This is a genomic window from Dryocola baronae (genome assembly GCF_051297175.1).
GTDB lineage: Bacteria > Pseudomonadota > Gammaproteobacteria > Enterobacterales > Enterobacteriaceae > Dryocola.
Genome location: NZ_JBINNY010000001.1, coordinates 460,788 through 480,626, shown reverse-complemented (window position 1 = coordinate 480,626; position 19,839 = coordinate 460,788). Strand labels below are relative to the sequence as shown.

Genomic DNA, 19,839 nt, shown 5'->3' with positions numbered 1-19,839 from the left:
ATAAAAATAAAAACCCTTTGTCATTCAACCGTAAGAAATCCTTCAAGCGGTTAAATCGACATTTTGAGATAAAATATTTTCTTTATTAATCAATCGATTAAAAAGAGGCTGTAATAGTTATTATTTTTTTAGCAGGAAAGGGAAATGCAAACTACCTGTGGATAACTCTGTTGACAAGAGTATGTCAGGGACGTGAAAAACCACCATAGCCGCCGTATAGCGTTGTGGATAATTTATACTGGAGAGAAGAATTTGGAGCGGGAAACGAGACTCGAACTCGCGACCCCGACCTTGGCAAGGTCGTGCTCTACCAACTGAGCTATTCCCGCTTGGGTGGTGCGTGGCTGTAAAAGCCAATCAAATTTTGGAGCGGGAAACGAGACTCGAACTCGCGACCCCGACCTTGGCAAGGTCGTGCTCTACCAACTGAGCTATTCCCGCTTGGGTGGTGCGTGGCTGTAAAAGCCAAATCAAATTTTGGAGCGGGAAACGAGACTCGAACTCGCGACCCCGACCTTGGCAAGGTCGTGCTCTACCAACTGAGCTATTCCCGCTCTGTGTAACGCTGCAAATTCTGCATCGGTACGGGAGGCGCATTATACGAGAAATCGTTTTTGCCGCAAGCCCCTCAAACCGTTTTTTTCACAAATTAAGTTCGAATGGCGATTTTAACGGCAATATGTTTATTTTGCGATCAAATCACGCCTCGTGCGATTTGCAGGGTGGATAAACAGGCTCGTTATCCACCGCTTTCGCTCAGAACTTAAAGCTTAATGAAATTCTCACGATAGAAAGCAAGCTCGGCAACCGACTCGCGAATATCGTCCATCGCCTGATGGGTGCCCTGCTTTTTGAAGTTCGCCAGGATTTCAGGTTTCCAGCGCTTCGCCAGCTCTTTTAAGGTGCTGACGTCGAGATAGCGATAATGGAAGTAGGCTTCCAGCTCCGGCATATACTTAAACAGGAAGCGGCGATCCTGGCCTATGCTATTACCGCAGATTGGCGAAATGCCCGCCGGAACCCACTGCTTGAGAAACTCAATGGTAGCCAGCTCCGCCGCACGGTCGTCAAAGTTGCTTGCCTTAACGCGTTCAACCAGGCCGCTGCCGGTATGGGTGCGCACATTCCAGTCGTCCATCAGCGCGAGCTGCTCGTCAGACTGGTGCACCGCAATGGTCGGCCCTTCCGCGAGGATATTCAGATTGGCATCGGTCACCAGAGTGGCAATTTCAATTATGCGATCCCGCTCGGGATCCAGACCGGTCATTTCTAAATCAATCCAAATCAGATTGTTTTCGTTTCCACTCATGCTATTTTCCACCCTTCTGCGCTCGTCACCCACCCGTGACGATGGGTTAACTCGTATAAAATAGTGTGTATCATAGAGGTTTTGCCCACCAGGGGCGACCAGGAGCCAGTACGATTGAGCAAAAATAAACTCTCCAAAGGACAGCAACGCCGGGTTAAAGCAAACCACCAGCGTCGGCTTAAACAGACCGTGGAGAAAGCCGATCCCGACGACTCTCAGTTTGGCGAACCCCGCGATGGCCGCGTTATCAGCCGTTTTGGCCAGCATGCGGACATAGAATCCCTTGAAGGCGAAGTGCACCGCTGCAACATTCGCCGCACCATTCGCTCGCTGGTTACCGGCGACCGCGTCGTCTGGCGCCCGGCCAAAGAGGCCGCGGCAGGCGTCACCATCAAGGGCATTGTCGATGCGGTGCATGAACGCACTTCCGTTCTGACGCGCCCGGACTTCTACGACGGCGTGAAGCCCATCGCCGCCAACATCGACCAAATCATCGTCGTTTCGGCGATCTTGCCAGAACTCTCGCTTAACATTATTGACCGTTATTTAGTCGCGTGCGAAACGCTCGACGTTGAACCTCTGCTGGTGCTTAACAAAACCGACCTGCTGGACAAAGAAGGCATGGCTTTTGTTAACGAGCAGATGGATATCTACCGCAAGATTGGCTATCGCGTGCTGATGGTGTCGAGCCATAAAGCCGAAGGCTTAAAAGAGCTGGAAGCCGCGCTTGTAGGCCGCGTCAGCATCTTCGCAGGGCAGTCCGGCGTGGGTAAATCCAGCCTGCTCAACAACCTGCTTGGTTTCAAAGACGAGCAAATTCTGGTGAATGATGTCTCCGACAACTCCGGTCTGGGCCAGCACACCACCACGGCCTCTCGCCTCTACCACTTCCCGGGCGGCGGCGACGTTATCGACTCCCCGGGCGTGCGTGAATTTGGCCTGTGGCACTTAGAGCCGGAACAAATCACCCACGGGTTTGTCGAATTCCATGACTATTTAGGCCGCTGTAAATACCGCGACTGCCGCCACGACAACGATCCTGGCTGCGCGCTGCGCGAAGCGGTCGAACGTGGGGAAATAGCGGAAACACGCTTTGAAAACTATCACCGCATTTTGGAAAGCATGGCGCAGGTAAAAACGCGTAAAAACTTTTCCGAAACGGATAACTGACAATTAGGCTGGGCGTCGTATTAGCCAAATTAGTTGGATTTGTAGCTAGGCGGCAAAGGAACTCAGCATGATGAGCTTACTTAGGTAAGTGATTCAGGCAAGTGAGAGCAGCCAACGCCGCTACAGATTCAAGTAAGAAGGGTATAGAATCGCCCCCTTTTTTTGTATCAGCCCTTTATTGGGAACATTTAGCCAGGAGGCTATTTTGTTAGACAATATCAAACTTTCGCTGCAATACATTCTGCCGAAACTCTGGCTGACCCGCCTCGCGGGCTGGGGCGCAAGTAAACGTGGCGGCTGGCTGACCAAGCTGGTCATTGACCTGTTCGTAAAATACTACAAGGTCAACATGGCGGAAGCGCAGAAGCCGGACACCGCCAGCTACCGCACCTTCAATGATTTCTTCGTGCGCCCGCTGCGTGATGAAGTTCGCCCGGTGAACACCGACCCGAGCATTCTGGTAATGCCTGCCGACGGCGTTATCAGCCAGCTTGGCCGCATCGAAGAAGATAAAATCCTGCAGGCCAAAGGGCATAACTACAGCCTGGAAGCGCTGCTGGCGGGTAACTACCTGATGGCCGACCTGTTCCGGAACGGCAGCTTCGCCACCACCTATCTGTCCCCGCGTGACTATCACCGCGTACACATGCCGTGCAACGGCATCCTGCGTGAAATGATCTACGTGCCGGGCGATCTGTTCTCCGTAAACCACCTGACGGCGCAAAACGTCCCTAACCTGTTTGCGCGTAACGAACGCGTAATTTGCCTGTTCGACACCGAATTTGGCCCGATGGCGCAAATTCTGGTCGGCGCGACTATCGTTGGCAGCATTGAAACCGTCTGGGCGGGCACCATTACGCCTCCGCGGGAAGGCGTGATCAAACGCTGGACGTGGCCGGCGGGTGAAAGCGAAGGTTCCGTTGCACTGCTGAAAGGTCAGGAAATGGGCCGCTTCAAGCTGGGCTCAACCGTTATCAACCTCTTCGCACCGGGCAAAGTTAACCTGGCCGATCATCTGCAAAGCCTGTCGGTGACCAAAATTGGCGAGCCGCTGGCTGTCTCCACTGAACCGATGGTTGAACCAGAGGTGCCGGTTAGTGAAATTCCTGAAGTGGAAATCGCGCCGAAAGAGAGCGATATCAACACTTCCGAGCAATAATACGTAGGGCGGGCAAGCGTAGCGACACCCGCCAGTATCCCTACTCTACGGCATAAGCGGGGGATGGCGCTTAAGCTCATCCCCCCGACAAATTCCATGCCGCTTTCGCCTCTCGCAGGGCGGCAGGTTGACATGAAGGTAGACTGACGTGCGCCTGATAATCACTTTTCTGATGGCCTGGTGCCTCAGCCTTGGGGCGTATGCAGCAACGATCCCCGACGCAAAACAAATCACCCAGGAACTTGAGCAAGCCAAAGCCGCGAAGGACCAGCCAAATCAGGCTGAAACCGTGGAAACGCTCACCGCCGCCCTCAACGCGCTTGAAGAGCACAAAGGCTCTCTCGAACGCGCGAAGCAGTACCAACAGGTCATAGATAATTTCCCGAAGCTGTCGCAAACCCTGCGTCAACAGCTCAACAACCTGCGTGAAGAGCCGCAGAAAGTGCCGGAAGGCATGACGACCGATGCGCTAAACCAGGAAATCCTCCAGGTCAGCAGCCAGCTGCTGGATAAAAGCCGCCAGGCCCAGCAGGAGCAGGAGCGCACGCGGGAAATTGCCGACTCGCTCAGCCAGCTCCCGCAGCAGCAAACCGATGCCCGCCGTCAGCTCAACGAAATGGAGCGCCGCGTAGGCACGCATCCGGCCTCCGGCACGCCGCTGGCACAGGCACAGAATCTTTCTTTGCAGGCAGAATCAGCACGGCTGAAAGCGCTGGTAGATGAGCTGGAGCTGGCGCAGCTTTCGGCCAGCAACCGCCAGGAGCTATCGCGCCTGCGTGCCGAACTGGCGCAGAAGCAAAGCGCCCAGCTGGATGCCTATCTCCAGGGGCTGCGTAATCAGCTTAATAACCAGCGCCAGCGTGAAGCAGAACGTGCGCTCGAAAGCACCGAATTACTGGCGGAAAACAGCCCGGACCTGCCGCCAGCGCTGGTCGCGCAGTTTAAAAATAACCGTGAACTTTCGCAGGCGCTTAATCAGCAGGCCCAGCGTATGGATTTGGTCGCCTCGCAGCAGCGTCAGGCCACCAGCCAGACACTGCAGGTGCGCCAGGCGCTGAACACGCTGCGCGAGCAGTCGCAGTGGCTCGGCGTTTCTAACGTGCTGGGGGAAGCGCTGCGCGCCCAGGTCGCTCGCCTGCCCGAAATGCCAAAACCACAGCAGCTTGATACCGAACTAGCCCAGCTGCGCGTGCAGCGCCTGCACTACGAGGATTTGCTAAACAAACAGCAGCAGCTGCGCCAGCTGCGTCAGGCCGACGGCAACGAGCTCACCGCCGAACAAAATCGTATTCTGGAAGCCCAGCTGCGCACCCAGCGCGAACTGCTTAATTCCCTGCTGCAGGGCGGCGATACGCTCATCCTTGAGTTGACCAAGCTCAAGGTCGCCAACAGTCAGCTGGAGGACGCGCTCAAAGAGGTGAACGAAGCAACCCACCGCTATCTGTTCTGGACCTCGGACGTCAGCCCGATGGGCATCACCTGGCCTGTGGAAATTGTTCAGGACCTGCGCCGCCTGGTTTCGCTGGATACCGTAAGCCAGCTCGGCAGCGCGACAATCATGATGCTAACCAGCCGTAGCACGCTGTTGCCGCTGTTCGCCGCGCTCATTCTTGTCGGCTTTAGCATCAGCTCGCGCCGCCACTTCACCGCCTTCCTTGAGCGCTCCAGCGCCAAGGTCGGCAAGGTAACGCAGGACCACTTCACGCTGACGCTGCGCACCCTATTCTGGTCGATTCTGGTCGCCTCCCCACTTCCCGTACTGTGGGCGACGCTCGGCTACGGGTTACAGGAGGCATGGCCTTATCCGATAGCCGTCGCCGTGGGGGATGGGGTTACGGCTACGGTGCCGCTGCTGTGGGCGGTAATGATATGTGCGACCTTTGCTCGCCCAACCGGCCTGTTCGTCGTGCATTTCGGCTGGCCGCGCGAACGCGTCGCCCGGGCCATGCGCTATTACCTGATGAGCATCGGCCTGATCGTGCCGCTGATTATGGCGCTCATCACTTTCGATAACCTCAACGACCGCGAGTTCTCCGGCTCGCTGGGGCGGCTTTGCTTTATGCTGATCTGCGGCGCGCTGGCGCTGGTCACGCTGAGCTTCAAGCGCGGCGGCATCCCGCTGTATCTGGATAAGCAAAACAGCGCCGATAATATCGCCAACAAGATGCTCTGGAACCTGCTGCTGGCCGCGCCGTTGTCGGCCATGCTGGCCGCAGCGGTTGGCTATCTGGCGACCGCACAGGCGCTGCTTGCGCGTCTTGAAACGTCGGTCGCCATCTGGTTCCTGCTGCTGGTGATTTACCACGTATTCCGCCGCTGGATGCTGATTCAGCGCCGCCGCCTGGCCTTTGACCGCGCCAAGCAGCGCCGTGCGGAAATACTCGCCCAGCGCGCGCGTGGTGAAGAAGAACCGGCCCACACCCACAGCACCGAAGGCTCGGCTGAAATAGTGGAAGAGGCGGAAATCGATCTTGATGCCATCAGCGCCCAATCCCTGCGCCTGGTGCGGTCGATTCTGATGCTGATCGCACTGCTGTCGGTAATCGTGCTGTGGTCAGAGATCCATTCCGCGTTTGGTTTCCTGGAAAACATCACGCTTTGGGACGTGACATCAACCGTCAAGGGCGTCGAAAGCCTGGAGCCGATTACGCTCGGTGCGGTTCTGATTGCGATACTGGTGCTGATCATCACCATGCAGTTGGTTCGCAACCTGCCCGCGCTGCTGGAGCTGGCGCTGCTTCAGCACCTGGATTTAACGCCGGGTACCGGTTATGCGATCACGACCATCACCAAATACCTGCTGCTGCTGATTGGCGGCCTGGTCGGCTTCTCGATGATTGGGATTGAGTGGTCGAAGCTGCAATGGCTGGTGGCGGCGCTGGGCGTCGGGCTTGGTTTCGGGCTACAGGAGATTTTCGCCAACTTTATCTCCGGCCTGATTATCCTGTTCGAAAAACCCATCCGCATCGGCGATACCGTGACCATCCGCGACCTGACCGGTAGCGTGACGAAGATTAATACGCGCGCCACCACCATCAGCGACTGGGACCGAAAAGAGATTATCGTGCCGAACAAGGCGTTCATCACCGAGCAGTTTATCAACTGGTCACTGTCGGACTCGGTAACGCGCGTGGTGCTCACCGTGCCTGCCCCGTCGGACGCGGATAGCGAAGAGGTTACCCGGGTGCTGCTACAGGCCGCAGAGCGTTGCTCGTTGGTTATCGATAACCCGCAGCCGGAAGCGTTCCTCGTAGACCTACAGGCAGGGATTCAGATCTTTGAGCTGCGCATCTACGCCGCAGAGATGGGGCACCGCATGCCGCTGCGCCATGAGATTCACCAGCTGATTCTGCAAGGCTTCCGTGAGCACAATATCGATCTGCCGTTCCCACCTTTCCAGATGCGTCTGGAAAATATGGGCGGCACGCGGAACAGAACGATTAAGTCAGCAGGGAAAGCGGCGAGAACGCCGGGAAGTTTGTAATTTGATAGTGCCGGCAGCCGTAACTGGCTGCCGGTATTTTTTCGCGCGTTTGCTTACCAGAGGCATAACTGGTAGCGAACCAGAAATTTCCATAACCAAAAACCGGCAATAATCGCCGTCACTAGATAAATAAACCAGTAACGTTTCCCTTTTCTGAAAAATGCATACATTGCCGGAAAAAAAACAGGCAGCGTTATAATTATTCCGAAGTCACGCACGTCATCATTTTCGATATAACGCATAAGATCGCAAATATTATTTATTCCGCCCTCACCTATCCACCATTCTTTACTCTGAGTGGAAAAAATAATAATTAACGCAAGAGAGGCAAAGAGCCAAACCACTCCTAACGAAAAAATCTTCCAGTTCATCTACCTACCTTCCAGTATTTGTAAGATGGTTTGTTTCTTTTCCATAATACGCCTCCCATATTCGCTATATTGACGTGAAAGCGTGCCTTTGGGAGCCGTGATAGACTTAAGTATGTCGCTAGCATTTCGTTGAGTGCCTCGATTATACCGGGAGCCTGCAAGAATGATTTGTTCCTCAGTGAGGATACGAGTGTTGATGCCCGGGTTATCAAAGAGAATCAGATCGCGCAGGTGGAAAGCTACCACACGAATATTGAACCGACTATCCAGCAAGCATCGGGACAGACGAAACTGCTGGAAAGGGGTTAATGCATGAGGATTCATACCCAATGTTTGAGCAGCGACGCCGAGCTGAATGGCTATCGACCCAACAGAGGTTGCATTTGAACGCCGATTATTTTCCCCCAATAACTCTTTAATGACTTGCCTTACCTGTAATACACCAACACTTTTTATTTTTTTCCGGCGTACCACCCACCTCTGCCACAGCAACGCCTGCCAATAAAAGCTCAGGTATCTGAGCCTCCCTTGCAAACTGCTTAATACTGGAACGGTGAAAAGTAAGCCATGATGTTTTATAAATCCATAAGTATGCATCACCGGTCATATATCGCCAATTTGACGGCAGCGTATACCAACGAAAAACATCAAGCCCGTTCCAATGTGGAAAACCATATTCATCAATCTTACAAAACAGTAAGGATTCATTCATTTTTTATATATTCAGCGAGTGATAATAGCCTTTAAGCATAATTACATCACTAAGCAGAGGAACGTGATTCAAGTCTATTTGTTTACATAAAAGATATATTGGAGTTATTAAATATTCCGGTAATAACCAGTCTGTCAGGCGATAATTTGTAGGGCCGGTAAACGAAATCGCCACAGTCGTTTGATGGCGTTAACGCTTATCAAACCTACTACCTGATTTTGTAGGGCGGGTAAGCGTAAGCGCCACCCGCCACGGTCGTTTGTTGGCGCTGGCGCTTATCAAACCTTCACTTTTAAGCGCGATCTACAGGGAAAGCCAGCACGTCGGCCAGGCTTTCCGCGCCCAGCGCCAGCATGATCAAACGATCCACGCCCAGCGCTACGCCGGAGCAGTCCGGCAGCCCGGCTTTTAAAGCTTCGAGCAGGTTCACATCGATTGGCTGCTGGATTAACCCGCGAGCGGCACGCTTGCGGTTGTCCTGATCGAAACGCTGCTGCTGTTCGCGAGCGTCGGTCAACTCATGGAATCCATTCGCCAGCTCAATACCTTTGAAGTAAACCTCAAAACGTTCCGCTACGCGATGGTCTTCGGTGCTGATCTGCGCGAGCGCCGCCTGGCTTGCCGGGAAGTGATAAATAAAGGTCGGCTTATCTTTCCCGATGTGCGGCTCCACGCCCATGGTGAACAGCAGCTGCAGCAGGGTATCGCGGTCTTCTTCTTCGTCGGCAATATTGCTCAGATCGAGTTTTGCGGCCGCTTCGCGCAGCAGCGTTTTGTCTGCCGACAGCGGATCGATTTCCAGATGGCGCTGGAAAGCCTGCTGGTAAGAAAGCGACTCAGCGGCCTCGCATTCCAGAACCTGCTGGAGCAGATCGTCCACCTCGTTCATCAGGCGGTACATATCGTAGTGCGGGCGATACCATTCCAGCATGGTGAACTCTGGATTATGGTGGCGGCCCATCTCTTCGTTGCGGAAACTGCGGCACAGCTGGAATACCGGGCCAACGCCCGCCGCCAGCAGGCGCTTCATGTGATATTCCGGGCTGGTCATCAGATACAGATTCATGCCTTCAGAATGACCGGGGCCAACAAAACGGGTTTCAAACGGGAACAGATGAATATCCGTTACCGTCGCCTGGCTCATGCAGGGGGTTTCCACCTCCAGTACGCCGCGGTCGGCAAAAAAACGCCGAATCTCCGCCATTATGGCGGCGCGTTTCAACAGGTTGGGGATGGACGCGCTCGGCTGCCAGGTGGCCGTTTCGCTCATGGTTAATTCTCCAAAATCTAACAAGGCGAGGAAGTCTACTCGTATCCCCGGAGGGAGACAAATTTTGCGCGGAGAAAGGGCAAATCACGCCGATACCCACACGATAAACGGTGTTAAATCTGTGACGTGACTCATTACTACAGGTAATTAATTGCGGAAGATAACTGCAAAAAAATCGAACACATCAAATTTCCTTAAAATCCCTCCGGTTATAATCGTCTACCTACAAAGGAGCAGGGAAAAACCCTTTCGCAATAGCCCCTACCGTTTTGGTGGACTACCTTTGGTGACATTAGCATTGCGAAATAACTAAAAACTGGAGGAATGTCGTGCAAACCTTTCAAGCCGATCTCGCCATAATTGGCGCTGGCGGAGCGGGCTTACGAGCGGCCATTGCAGCAGCTCAGGCCAATCCACAGGCTAAAATCGCTCTGATTTCCAAAGTCTATCCAATGCGCAGCCATACGGTTGCCGCCGAAGGGGGTTCCGCCGCCGTCGCGCAGGATCACGACAGTTTTGAGTACCATTTCCACGACACCGTTGCCGGTGGCGACTGGCTGTGCGAACAGGATGTGGTTGACTACTTCGTGCATCATTGCCCAACCGAAATGACGCAGCTCGAACAGTGGGGCTGCCCGTGGAGCCGTCGCCCGGACGGGTCGGTTAACGTGCGCCGCTTTGGGGGCATGAAAATCGAGCGAACCTGGTTTGCCGCCGATAAAACCGGCTTCCATATGCTCCACACCCTCTTCCAAACCTCATTGCAATTCCCTCAAATTCAGCGCTTTGACGAACACTTTGTCCTCGACATGCTGGTAGATGACGGCCAGGCGCGTGGCCTGGTCGCGATGAACATGATGGAAGGCACGCTGGTGCAAATCCGCGCCAACGCGGTGGTAATGGCCACCGGCGGCGCGGGCCGCGTTTATCGCTACAACACCAACGGCGGCATCGTGACCGGCGATGGTATGGGCATGGCGTTAAGCCACGGCGTGCCGCTGCGCGATATGGAATTTGTGCAGTATCACCCAACCGGCCTGCCGGGCTCCGGCATTCTGATGACGGAAGGCTGCCGCGGTGAAGGCGGTATCCTCGTTAACAAAGACGGCTACCGCTATCTGCAGGATTACGGCATGGGGCCAGAAACCCCGCTTGGCGAGCCGAAGAACAAATATATGGAGCTGGGGCCGCGCGACAAAGTGTCCCAGGCCTTCTGGCACGAATGGCGCGCGGGCCGCACCGTACCTACTCCGCGTGGCGATGTGGTTTACCTCGACCTGCGCCATTTGGGCGAGAAAAAACTCCTCGAACGCCTGCCGTTTATCTGCGAGCTGGCGAAAGCCTACGTTGGCGTCGACCCGGTGAAAGAGCCGATTCCGGTGCGCCCAACCGCGCACTACACCATGGGCGGCATTGAAACCGATACCCAGTGTGAAACCCGTATCAAAGGGCTGTTCGCCGTCGGCGAATGTTCTTCCGTGGGCCTGCACGGCGCGAACCGTCTTGGCTCTAACTCGCTTGCTGAACTGGTGGTATTTGGCCGTCTGGCGGGCGAGCAGGCGATGCTTCGCGCTAACGGCGCGCAGCCTGCAAACGACGCGGCGCTTAACGCACAGGCCGCCGATGTTGAAGGCCGCCTGAAAAAACTCGTCAACCAGGAAGGCAACGAAAACTGGTCGAAGATCCGCGACGAAATGGGCCTGTCGATGGAAGAAGGCTGCGGGATTTACCGCACGCCGGAGCTGATGCAAAAAACCATCGACAAGCTGGCGGAGCTGCAGGAACGCTTCAAGCGCGTGCGCGTAACCGATACCTCCAGCGTCTTCAATACCGATTTGCTGTACACCATCGAGCTGGGTCACGGCCTGAACGTTGCGGAATGTATGGCGCATTCTGCGATGGCGCGTAAAGAGTCTCGCGGGGCGCACCAGCGTCTGGACGAAGGCTGCACCGAACGCGACGACGTCAACTTCCTGAAACATACCCTCGCCTTCCGAGATGCTGATGGCACCACGCGTCTGGACTACAGCGACGTGAAAATCACCACGTTGCCACCGGCAAAACGCGTCTACGGTGCGGAAGCAGAAGCAGCCGACAAGAAGGAGACGACGAATGGCTGATGTGATGAAAACCCTGAAGATTGAAGTGGTGCGCTACAACCCGGAAACGGACAGCGAGCCGCACAGCGCAATCTACGATGTCCCTTACGATGAGCAAACCTCGCTGCTGGATGCGCTGGGTTACATCAAGGACAATCTCGCCCCTGACCTGAGCTACCGCTGGTCGTGCCGCATGGCGATTTGCGGCTCCTGCGGCATGATGGTCAACCGCGTGCCGAAGCTGGCCTGTAAAACCTTCCTGCGCGAATACACCCAGGGCATGAAGGTTGAAGCGCTGGCGAACTTCCCAATCGAGCGCGATCTGGTGGTCGATATGACCCACTTTATCGAAAGCCTTGAGGCGATTAAGCCGTACATCATCGGCAACACGCGCACGCCTGACCAGGGGCCAAACACCCAGACGCCAGCGCAGATGGCGAAATACCATCAGTTCTCCGGCTGCATCAACTGCGGCCTGTGCTACGCGGCATGCCCGCAGTTTGGGCTTAACCCAGAGTTCATCGGCCCGGCGGCCATCACGCTCGCCCACCGCTACAACCTGGACAACCGCGACCACGGCAAGAAGCAGCGTATGGCGCAGCTTAACGGCAAAAACGGCGTATGGAGCTGTACTTTCGTCGGCTTCTGCTCGGAAGTTTGCCCGAAGCACGTCGATCCGGCCGCCGCCATCCAGCAGGGCAAAGTCGAAAGCTCGAAAGACTTTTTGATTGCCACCCTGAAACCACGCTAAGGAGTGCACAATGACCACGAAACGTAAGCCATACGTCCGGACAATGGCACCCACATGGTGGCAAAAGCTGGGCTTCTATCGCTTTTATATGCTGCGCGAAGGCACCTCGGTGCCGACGGTCTGGTTCAGTATCGTACTGATTTACGGCCTGTTCGCGCTGAAAAACGGCCCGGAAAGCTGGATGGGGTTCATAAGCTTCCTGCAAAACCCGATTGTGGTGATCCTCAATATCATCACCCTGGCCGCCGCCCTGCTGCACACCAAAACATGGTTTGAGCTGGCACCAAAGGCCGCCAATATCATCGTCAAAGACGAGAAAATGGGGCCAGAGCCGGTTATCAAGGGGCTTTGGGCGGTGACCGTGGTTGCAACGGTCGTTATTTTGTTTGTTGCACTATTCTGGTAAGGAGGACGTTATGATCGATCCGAATCCGAAGCGCTCCGACGAGCCGGTATTCTGGGGCCTGTTCGGCGCAGGCGGCATGTGGGGCGCGATTATTGCCCCGGTTATCGTGCTGCTGGTGGGCATTATGCTGCCGCTCGGCCTGTTCCCCGGCGATGCGCTGGGCTATGACCGCGTGTATGCCTTTGCCCACAGCCTGATTGGCCGCCTGTTCATCTTCCTGATGATCGTGCTGCCGCTATGGTGCGGCCTGCACCGTATCCACCACGCCATGCACGATCTGAAGATCCACGTGCCGTCCGGCAAATGGGTATTTTACGGGCTGGCAGCGATCCTGACGGTCGTCACGCTGATTGGCGTGTTGACTGTATGATTGCGCTACCGCTTATCCGACCTACACGACCAGGCTCGTAGGGTGGATAAACGCGGTGCCATCTACCGAAAATGTCGGATGGCGTTGACGCCATAATAAAGTTATCAGGCCTGCCTCGCGCAGGCCTTTTTATTGGCTAGCCTGCGCCACAATCCAGCGTGCAAAATCCGCCATCGCCGGGGTTTCCGGGCGAGACTGTAGCCGCGTCAGCCAGTAGCCACCGAGGCTAATCTGCGTGCCGAAGGGCTGCACGATACGTTCACCATTTATCAGATGGGTAAACATCCCGACCGGTGCTATAGCAATCCCGACGCCCGCCTGCGCCGCCTCAAGCATGGTGACGGAGGAATCAAAAACCATGACCCGGTGGGTAGGAGAAGGTGCAGCTTCACCCGCCGCTTTCAGCCACGCCGTCCATTCATCGCGCCGATAGGAACGCAGCAAAGTGAACTTGAGCACGTCGGCGGGCTTGTGCAGCTCGTGGGCAAGCGTGGGCGAGCACAAAGCGGACAGCGGTGAATCGCACAGAAACGTTGCGTCCGTGCCGTGCCACGCGCCGCCGCCGAAGCGAATCGTGTAGTCCAGCCCTTCGGCTGCCGGATCGACCCGGTTGTTATGCGTTGAGAGGTGCAAATCGATATGCGGATATTCCCGCTGAAACGCCTCCAGACGCGGTAGAAGAAAGCCCGTCGCAAAAGTGCCGACCACGCCAATCTTGAGCTTTTCACGCGCCAGCGTTTTCGAAAAACGATCGAGCATACCTGCGATGCGGTCGAAGGAATCGTTAAGCACGGGTAGCAGATTCTCGCCTTCCGTGGTCAGCGTTAGCCCGCGCGACACGCGTACAAAAAGCTGGCAGTTGAGATGCTGTTCCAGCGCTTTTACCTGCTGGCTGATCGCCGAATGGCTGACGTTTAGCTCCACGGCAGCATTAGTAAAACTTAGATGCCGGGCGGCGGCTTCAAAAGCACGCAGTGAGTTAAGCGGGATATAGCTGCGAGTCATAAGGTTACCTGTAAGAAAATCTAAAGGCTGATGCTAAATTTAATCGTTTGTCATCACCAGTCAATTACAACAGACTGAGCGCGTCTGATGGGCCCGGACACCCTGTCGTTTCACCCTATGGAAGATAACCAATGATGAAGAAAACGCTTTGCAGCGCGCTGCTGCTGACCGCCTCATGCTCAACGTTTGCCGCTCCGGGAACGCTGACCGAAAAGCAGATCGGCCATGTCGTCGATAAAACCATTGCCCCGCTGCTCAAAGAGCAGGCCATCCCAGGCATGGCCGTGGCGGTCATTTACCAGGGCAAACCTTACTACTTCACCTACGGCAAGGCGGATATTGCTAACAATCAGCCGGTCACCACGCAGACGCTGTTTGAACTTGGCTCGCTGAGCAAGACCTTCGCCGGCGTGCTGGGCGGCGATGCCGTAGCACGCGGCGAAATCAGGCTGAGCGACCCGGCCAACAAATACTGGCCAGAGCTTAACGGCAGGCAGTGGCAGAATATCAGCATGCTGGATTTGGCGACCTATACCGCAGGCGGTTTGCCGCTGCAGGTGCCTGATGAGGTAACGGACAAGGCCGCTCTGCTCAACTTTTACCAGACCTGGCAGCCGCAGTGGGCGCCCGGCGAAAAACGCCTCTACGCTAACAGCAGCATCGGGCTGTTTGGCTCGCTGGCGGTCAAACCTTCAGGCTTAAGCTTTGAACAGGCGATGACCCAACGCGTGCTGGCACCGCTGCGCCTCTCGCACACCTGGATAAAAGTGCCAGCCTCCGAAGAGAGCCACTACGCGTGGGGCTACAGCAGCGGCAGACCGGTGCGCGTTTCGCCGGGAATGCTTGATGCTGAATCCTACGGCGTGAAGTCGTCTATCGCAGATATGGCAAGCTGGATTAAGGCGAACATGAACCCGCAGCAGGTAAAAGACAAAACGCTGCGGCAGGGGATGGAGCTTGCCCAGTCGCGCTACTGGCGCATTGGCAGCATGTATCAGGGCCTGGGCTGGGAAATGCTGAACTGGCCGGTAAAAGCTAAGGTTGTAGTCGACGGCAGCGAAAGCAAGGTTGCGCTCGCGGCAACGCCTGCGGTGGCGATACGGCCGCCTGCCCCGCCGGTCAATGACTCGTGGGTGCATAAGACCGGCTCAACCGGTGGGTTTGGCAGCTACGCGGCGTTTATTCCGCAGCAGCAGCTCGGCATTGTGATTATTGCGAACAAAAACTACCCCAATCCGGAGCGGGTAAAAGCGGCCTTTAGCATCCTCGAAGATCTACAATAGCCTCCAGAAGCCTGCCTGCGGCAGGCTTTTTATTTTGCCCAAAACCAACGTTTTCCCCTCCGCAATCTACACTTAGCAAAAAGCTGACAAGGAATTTGCTATGCGTATCTGGCCAATAGTTTCCGCAGTATCCGTGGCGCTGCTCGTCGTCGCCTGTAGTTCCCCCACCCCGCCTTCCAACGTGACGGTGGTCGAGCATTTCGATGCCAAGCGTTATCTCGGGCAGTGGTATGAAATTGCTCGCCTCGACCATAGCTTTGAAAAAGGTCTTGAACAGGTCACGGCAACTTACAGCCTGATGGACGACGGCGGGCTGCGGGTCATTAACCGCGGGTTTAATCCCGACCGTCAGATGTGGCAGCAGAGCATAGGCAAGGCCTACTTTACCGGCTCGCCGGACCGCGCGGCGCTGAAGGTATCGTTCTTCGGCCCGTTCTATGGCGGCTATAACGTAATTGCGTTGGATAAAGATTACCGCCACGCCCTGGTCTGCGGGCCAAACCGTGACTACCTGTGGATTTTGTCGCGCACGCCGACCATCAGCAAAGAGGTGAAGGAGCAAATGCTGGAAACCGCGACCCGACAGGGCTTCCCGGTTGAGAAGCTCCTGTGGGTGAAACAGAAAGGTTAGTGAGTGCTGATCTTCAGGCCAATAATGCCGATGACGATTAAAGCCAGGCTCGCAATGCGGGCCGGGTTTGCTGATTCGCCCAGCATCAGAATGCCGGTAATCGCCGCGCCAACGGCACCAATACCGGTCCACACCGCGTAAGCGGTGCCGGTCGGCAGGGTTTTCATCGCCCAGGACAGCAGCGCCATGCTCACCACCATCGCCACGATAGTAATGACGCTTGGCCACAGGCGGCTAAAACCGTGGGTGTATTTCAGCCCAACGGCCCACACAACTTCGAGAAGACCAGCAATAACAAGAATAAACCACGCCATAGTCGCTCCAGGCTGGGGCCGTCCCCGTTGAAAAAGAAGCGCTTACGGGTCGTCCCGTGAGGCTGATTTGAGAGGCATAGTTTAGCGTTTAAAAAGCACGTAGCGCAATCCAACCGCCAGGGCGTATATCCGTGGGTATGTGCAGAGTAAGCATGAAAAGCCTAAGGCCGGAAATAGCTCAGTATTGTGGTGTAGTTCACCAGTTCAATTTACTTAAAACATTCATATGATTAAAACGTTGTTTTTCGCACCTGGAAAGGCTGTACCTGATGAATGTCGTGAACGCAAAAAATGTATAAAATATTATTGGTCGACCGATGTTTCTATAGCCTTCAAGGCCTTAGAAAACTTATCAATAAAAATAATACATTCTGTATTTCTGATACTGACAATTTACTCATTGCCCGAGAAAAAATAATACAATGGCAACCTAATATGGTAATTGTCGATTTTTCTGGTTTTTCGAGCATTCTTCATAATATTCAACAGCTGTCGGCAATATATTCGGCCTGCGGTAAATCAACACGCCTGATGGTATTACAGAGCGGTGATTATCCACTTATTGAAGAGTACTGCCGTGAGCAGGGTACGCATGAAATTTTTAATAAATCTCTGCCGCTGGAAGAATTACATTCTCTTATAGAACAAACGCTAAACGCTCGCCCACCGTTCCGTTATAAAAGACATCACATTCCCTCGCTGCTAACCCTACGGGAAGAACGCGTGCTGAAGCTTTGGACGGATGCCGCCAGTAACGAGACGATTGCTAAAATAATGGGGATTACGACGAAAACGGTTTATACCTATAAGCGGAATATTCGCATGAAATTAGGCGCTGACAATCGATTTTCACTGTTTCTGACCCATCCTGTGGAGATGGCAGAATAACGGTACGGCAACGATGACCGTACCGTCGTGCCTAAGGCTAGTTCTGCGCTTTTGTTGCCGCACCAGAAATCGCGCTACCGCCGGTAGAAATATCTTCACCAACACCACGCGTAGTATTACAAGCCGTCAGCAATGACGAAAGCACCACGAGTGAAAAGAACGCTGCAATAGTTTTCTTAATCATGACATTTTTCCTTTTTTGCCCATGTGTTTGTGTATAGCCACTTAAGCATAGCCAAAAAATGGAAACGTGAGACAGATAGCGCGTTTTTTAGGAGTTGTGGAAGTTACTTGTTGGTCGCGCGCTCGATTGCGCCGCCGAGATGCTGCAGATCTTCGCCGAAGCCACGCGTCGTGTTGCAACCGCTCAGGAACGTCGTTAGCAGTGCGATAACGAGGAATAGCTTAGCCAGTCGATTCATCTTCCCTGCCTTCAACAAGCTGCGGCGCGGTGTAGGCCCACGCCGCTCGCCATCACGTCTTACTTAACGCGAGAAACGTATTCGCCAGAGCGGGTGTCAACTTTGATCACTTCGCCAATCTGTACGAACAATGGAACTTTAACCACAGCGCCGGTAGAAAGCGTTGCTGGTTTACCGCCGGTACCTGCGGTATCGCCTTTCAGGCCTGGATCGGTTTCAACGATTTCCAGTTCCACGAAGTTCGGTGGCTGAACGGCGATTGGACGACCGTTCCACAGGGTAACGATACATTCAGCCTGATCCAGCATCCATTTAGCGTTGTCGCCAATCGCTTTTTCGTCGGCTGCCAGCTGCTCGAAGGTTTCGTTATTCATGAAGTGGTAGAACTCACCGTCGTTGTACAGGTAAGTCAGGTTCATATCTACAACGTCTGCGCCTTCAGCGGAGTCGGTAGATTTAAAGGTTTTCTCAACGCGGGTGCCGGTCAGCAGGCGGCGCATTTTAACGCGAGCAAAGGCCTGGCCTTTACCTGGTTTCACGAACTCGCTGGATTCGACTGCGTAAGGCTCGCCTTCGAACATGATTTTAAGACCGGAACGAAAATCGTTGCTAGAATAAGTCGCCATAAGGCCCTCTGAAATTGTTAATTGGTAGCTTAGCCAAAAAAATGGCACACATTGTAACCCTAAATCCCCCCCGCAGAGAAGATTGGTTAACGCAACTTGCCGATGTTATAACCGATCCTGACGAACTGTTGCATATTTTAAATGTAGACGCTGACGAAGAGTTGTTGGCGGGTCGTGATGCACGTCGACTTTTTGCATTACGCGTGCCGCGTGCGTTTGTCGCCCGCATGGAAAAAGGCAACCCGCACGACCCGCTTTTACGCCAGGTACTTACCGCTCGGCAAGAGTTTATCGCGGCACCTGGGTTTAGCACCGACCCGCTCGAAGAACAGCACAGCGTCGTTCCGGGCCTGTTACATAAATACCGCAACCGTGCGCTGCTGCTGGTCAAGGGCGGCTGCGCCGTCAACTGCCGCTACTGCTTCCGCCGCCACTTCCCGTATGCCGACAATCAGGGTAACAAGCGTAACTGGCAGGCCGCGCTCGCCTATATTAGCGAACACCCGGAGCTGGACGAGATAATTTTCTCCGGTGGCGACCCGCTGATGGCAAAAGATCACGAGCTGGACTGGCTGCTGGGCGAACTGGAAGCTATCCCGCATATTAAGCGCCTGCGCATTCACAGCCGCCTGCCGATTGTTATCCCCGCACGCATTACCGACACGCTGGCCGCACGCCTTGCCCGCTCGCGCCTACAGGTGCTGCTGGTTAACCATATCAACCACGCGCAGGAAATTGGCGACGAGTTCAGAACGGCGATGGCAGGCCTGCGTCAGGCGGGCGTCACGCTGCTAAATCAAAGCGTGCTGCTGCGCGATATCAATGACAGTGCGCAAACTCTTGCTGACCTCAGCAATGCGTTATTTGATGCGGGCGTGATGCCGTATTACCTGCACGTGCTGGATAAAGTGCAGGGCGCGGCCCATTTCATGGTCAGCGACGACGAAGCGAGGAAGATTATGCGCGAGCTGTTGACGCTGGTTTCGGGCTATATGGTGCCGAAACTCGCCCGTGAGATTGGCGGTGAGCCGAGCAAAACGCCGCTGGATTTGCAGCTGCGCCAGTCATAAACAAGATTACATTCATCAAGCGTAGGGCGGGTAAGCGTGAGCGCCACCCGCCACAACCGCTAAATCAATTCGGGCACTTATAAACCTGGCCGGTCATTTTGCTGGCCGTTGGTGCAAAGCTCGACAGCAGGTTCTGGCTTGGGCTGCTGACGCCGTAAATCACGTTGCCGCCCATGGCCGCCGCGTTATTACGCAGGGCGTTTGCTGCGCCGCGCATTGAACCGCCCTCATCACCATGCTGCCCGGACAGCCAGTTGCTTTGTTCACCGGTGGCAGTACCTAACAGCTGGCAGTTGCTCGCAGGCTTATCCTGAACGAAACGAACGCTCTGGCCGCCGGCGCTTAGCTCATTGCTGGTACTGCAACCCGCCAGCAGCAACGCTGCCACAGCCATTCCTGCTGAAACTTTAATGCGCATGTTGTTCCCCGTAATCAATGCTGTAGTGAGTGAGCGGGCCTCTATCACCCGGTAAGACCTTATACCAGACTGCGGCCCAAA

Annotated in this window: 21 protein-coding genes and 3 tRNA genes; 11 read left to right on the top strand and 13 right to left on the bottom strand. The window is 54.9% G+C overall.

Going from position 1 to position 19,839, the window contains the following annotated elements; genetic code table 11:
- Nucleotides 1-253: 253 nt before the first annotated feature.
- The 4 genes from ACSPHG_RS02215 to orn all read right to left on the bottom strand — a co-directional run bounded on the left by ACSPHG_RS02215 (nucleotide 254) and on the right by orn (nucleotide 1,309).
- A tRNA-Gly gene (locus ACSPHG_RS02215) sits at nucleotides 254-329 on the bottom strand.
- 36 nt (nucleotides 330-365) lie between these two features.
- Nucleotides 366-441: transfer RNA gene (locus ACSPHG_RS02210), tRNA-Gly, on the bottom strand.
- A 37-nt stretch (nucleotides 442-478) separates the two neighbouring features.
- A tRNA-Gly gene (locus tag ACSPHG_RS02205) sits at nucleotides 479-554 on the bottom strand.
- Nucleotides 555-763: 209 nt separating this feature from the next.
- Nucleotides 764-1,309 (bottom strand): oligoribonuclease, encoded by a 546-nt coding sequence (gene orn, locus ACSPHG_RS02200; protein WP_435951846.1) that lies wholly within the window; start codon nucleotides 1,307-1,309, stop codon nucleotides 764-766.
- A 114-nt stretch (nucleotides 1,310-1,423) separates the two neighbouring features.
- On the opposite strand from orn, the gene rsgA reads away from it, so the two are divergent.
- From rsgA to mscM, 3 genes are all read left to right on the top strand, one after another.
- Complete coding sequence (gene rsgA / locus ACSPHG_RS02195; protein WP_435951845.1) at nucleotides 1,424-2,479, top strand: small ribosomal subunit biogenesis GTPase RsgA; 1,056 nt, start codon at nucleotides 1,424-1,426, stop codon at nucleotides 2,477-2,479.
- Nucleotides 2,480-2,684: 205 nt separating this feature from the next.
- Nucleotides 2,685-3,638: an archaetidylserine decarboxylase gene (gene asd / locus ACSPHG_RS02190; RefSeq protein ID WP_435951844.1), complete on the top strand. Its 954-nt coding sequence runs from the start codon at nucleotides 2,685-2,687 to the stop codon at nucleotides 3,636-3,638.
- Nucleotides 3,639-3,786: 148 nt separating this feature from the next.
- Entirely contained in the window at nucleotides 3,787-7,122 is a 3,336-nt protein-coding gene (gene mscM / locus ACSPHG_RS02185; protein WP_435951843.1) for a miniconductance mechanosensitive channel MscM, read from the top strand.
- 53 nt (nucleotides 7,123-7,175) lie between these two features.
- On the opposite strand, the gene ACSPHG_RS02180 is transcribed toward mscM, so the two are convergent.
- The 3 genes from ACSPHG_RS02180 to epmA all read right to left on the bottom strand — a co-directional run bounded on the left by ACSPHG_RS02180 (nucleotide 7,176) and on the right by epmA (nucleotide 9,475).
- Nucleotides 7,176-7,493: a YjeO family protein gene (locus tag ACSPHG_RS02180; protein ID WP_435951842.1), complete on the bottom strand. Its 318-nt coding sequence runs from the start codon at nucleotides 7,491-7,493 to the stop codon at nucleotides 7,176-7,178.
- Nucleotides 7,494-8,090: a hypothetical protein gene (locus ACSPHG_RS02175; RefSeq protein ID WP_435951841.1), complete on the bottom strand. Its 597-nt coding sequence runs from the start codon at nucleotides 8,088-8,090 to the stop codon at nucleotides 7,494-7,496.
- 407 nt (nucleotides 8,091-8,497) lie between these two features.
- Nucleotides 8,498-9,475: an elongation factor P--(R)-beta-lysine ligase gene (gene epmA, locus ACSPHG_RS02170; RefSeq protein WP_435951840.1), complete on the bottom strand. Its 978-nt coding sequence runs from the start codon at nucleotides 9,473-9,475 to the stop codon at nucleotides 8,498-8,500.
- Between the two features lie 329 nt (nucleotides 9,476-9,804).
- Between epmA and frdA the strand changes: the two genes are divergently transcribed.
- The 4 genes from frdA to frdD are packed head-to-tail and all read left to right on the top strand — an operon-like array spanning nucleotide 9,805 to nucleotide 13,101.
- The gene (gene frdA / locus ACSPHG_RS02165; RefSeq protein WP_435951839.1) at nucleotides 9,805-11,595 is read left to right on the top strand and encodes a fumarate reductase (quinol) flavoprotein subunit; all 1,791 of its coding nucleotides are present in this window, start codon (nucleotides 9,805-9,807) and stop codon (nucleotides 11,593-11,595) included.
- Nucleotides 11,588-12,325, top strand: coding sequence for a succinate dehydrogenase/fumarate reductase iron-sulfur subunit (locus ACSPHG_RS02160; protein ID WP_435951838.1), 738 nt, complete (start codon nucleotides 11,588-11,590; stop codon nucleotides 12,323-12,325). The genes frdA and ACSPHG_RS02160 overlap by 8 nt, the downstream gene beginning before the upstream one ends.
- Nucleotides 12,326-12,335: 10 nt before the next feature.
- The gene (frdC, locus tag ACSPHG_RS02155; RefSeq protein WP_435951837.1) at nucleotides 12,336-12,731 is read left to right on the top strand and encodes a fumarate reductase subunit FrdC; all 396 of its coding nucleotides are present in this window, start codon (nucleotides 12,336-12,338) and stop codon (nucleotides 12,729-12,731) included.
- Between the two features lie 10 nt (nucleotides 12,732-12,741).
- Complete coding sequence (gene frdD / locus ACSPHG_RS02150) at nucleotides 12,742-13,101, top strand: fumarate reductase subunit FrdD (protein WP_435951836.1); 360 nt, start codon at nucleotides 12,742-12,744, stop codon at nucleotides 13,099-13,101.
- Nucleotides 13,102-13,230: 129 nt separating this feature from the next.
- Here the strand turns inward: frdD and ampR are convergent, their stop codons facing one another.
- Complete coding sequence (ampR, locus tag ACSPHG_RS02145; RefSeq protein WP_435951835.1) at nucleotides 13,231-14,106, bottom strand: LysR family transcriptional regulator AmpR; 876 nt, start codon at nucleotides 14,104-14,106, stop codon at nucleotides 13,231-13,233.
- Nucleotides 14,107-14,237: 131 nt separating this feature from the next.
- Between ampR and ampC the strand changes: the two genes are divergently transcribed.
- Together ampC and ACSPHG_RS02135 are read left to right on the top strand one after the other, a co-directional pair.
- A complete protein-coding gene (gene ampC, locus ACSPHG_RS02140; RefSeq protein WP_435951833.1) occupies nucleotides 14,238-15,389 on the top strand; it encodes a CMY2/MIR/ACT/EC family class C beta-lactamase in 1,152 nt (383 codons plus the stop codon).
- A 100-nt stretch (nucleotides 15,390-15,489) separates the two neighbouring features.
- Complete coding sequence (locus tag ACSPHG_RS02135; protein WP_435951832.1) at nucleotides 15,490-16,020, top strand: lipocalin family protein; 531 nt, start codon at nucleotides 15,490-15,492, stop codon at nucleotides 16,018-16,020.
- On the opposite strand, the gene sugE is transcribed toward ACSPHG_RS02135, so the two are convergent.
- Nucleotides 16,017-16,334 carry a quaternary ammonium compound efflux SMR transporter SugE gene (sugE, locus tag ACSPHG_RS02130; protein WP_435951830.1) on the bottom strand — a complete coding sequence of 106 codons (318 nt, stop codon included), beginning with the start codon at nucleotides 16,332-16,334 and terminating at the stop codon, nucleotides 16,017-16,019. The genes ACSPHG_RS02135 and sugE overlap by 4 nt on opposite strands.
- A 291-nt stretch (nucleotides 16,335-16,625) precedes the next feature.
- Between sugE and ACSPHG_RS02125 the strand changes: the two genes are divergently transcribed.
- Nucleotides 16,626-17,222, top strand: coding sequence for a LuxR C-terminal-related transcriptional regulator (locus tag ACSPHG_RS02125; RefSeq protein ID WP_494516567.1), 597 nt, complete (start codon nucleotides 16,626-16,628; stop codon nucleotides 17,220-17,222).
- Between the two features lie 37 nt (nucleotides 17,223-17,259).
- On the opposite strand, the gene ecnB is transcribed toward ACSPHG_RS02125, so the two are convergent.
- The 3 genes from ecnB to efp form a co-directional block, all read right to left on the bottom strand.
- Nucleotides 17,260-17,406 (bottom strand): lipoprotein toxin entericidin B, encoded by a 147-nt coding sequence (gene ecnB, locus ACSPHG_RS02120; RefSeq protein WP_435951828.1) that lies wholly within the window; start codon nucleotides 17,404-17,406, stop codon nucleotides 17,260-17,262.
- A 103-nt stretch (nucleotides 17,407-17,509) separates the two neighbouring features.
- Nucleotides 17,510-17,644, bottom strand: coding sequence for an entericidin A/B family lipoprotein (locus ACSPHG_RS02115; protein ID WP_435951827.1), 135 nt, complete (start codon nucleotides 17,642-17,644; stop codon nucleotides 17,510-17,512).
- Between the two features lie 59 nt (nucleotides 17,645-17,703).
- Nucleotides 17,704-18,270 carry an elongation factor P gene (efp, locus tag ACSPHG_RS02110; protein WP_435951826.1) on the bottom strand — a complete coding sequence of 189 codons (567 nt, stop codon included), beginning with the start codon at nucleotides 18,268-18,270 and terminating at the stop codon, nucleotides 17,704-17,706.
- A gap of 41 nt (nucleotides 18,271-18,311) precedes the next feature.
- Here efp and epmB point away from each other — a divergent pair, with 41 nt between their 5' ends.
- Nucleotides 18,312-19,340, top strand: coding sequence for an EF-P beta-lysylation protein EpmB (epmB, locus tag ACSPHG_RS02105; RefSeq protein WP_435951825.1), 1,029 nt, complete (start codon nucleotides 18,312-18,314; stop codon nucleotides 19,338-19,340).
- A 64-nt stretch (nucleotides 19,341-19,404) separates the two neighbouring features.
- Here epmB and ACSPHG_RS02100 read toward each other — a convergent pair whose 3' ends face one another.
- A complete protein-coding gene (locus ACSPHG_RS02100; protein WP_435951824.1) occupies nucleotides 19,405-19,758 on the bottom strand; it encodes a DUF4156 domain-containing protein in 354 nt (117 codons plus the stop codon).
- Between the last annotated feature and the right edge of the window lie 81 nt (nucleotides 19,759-19,839).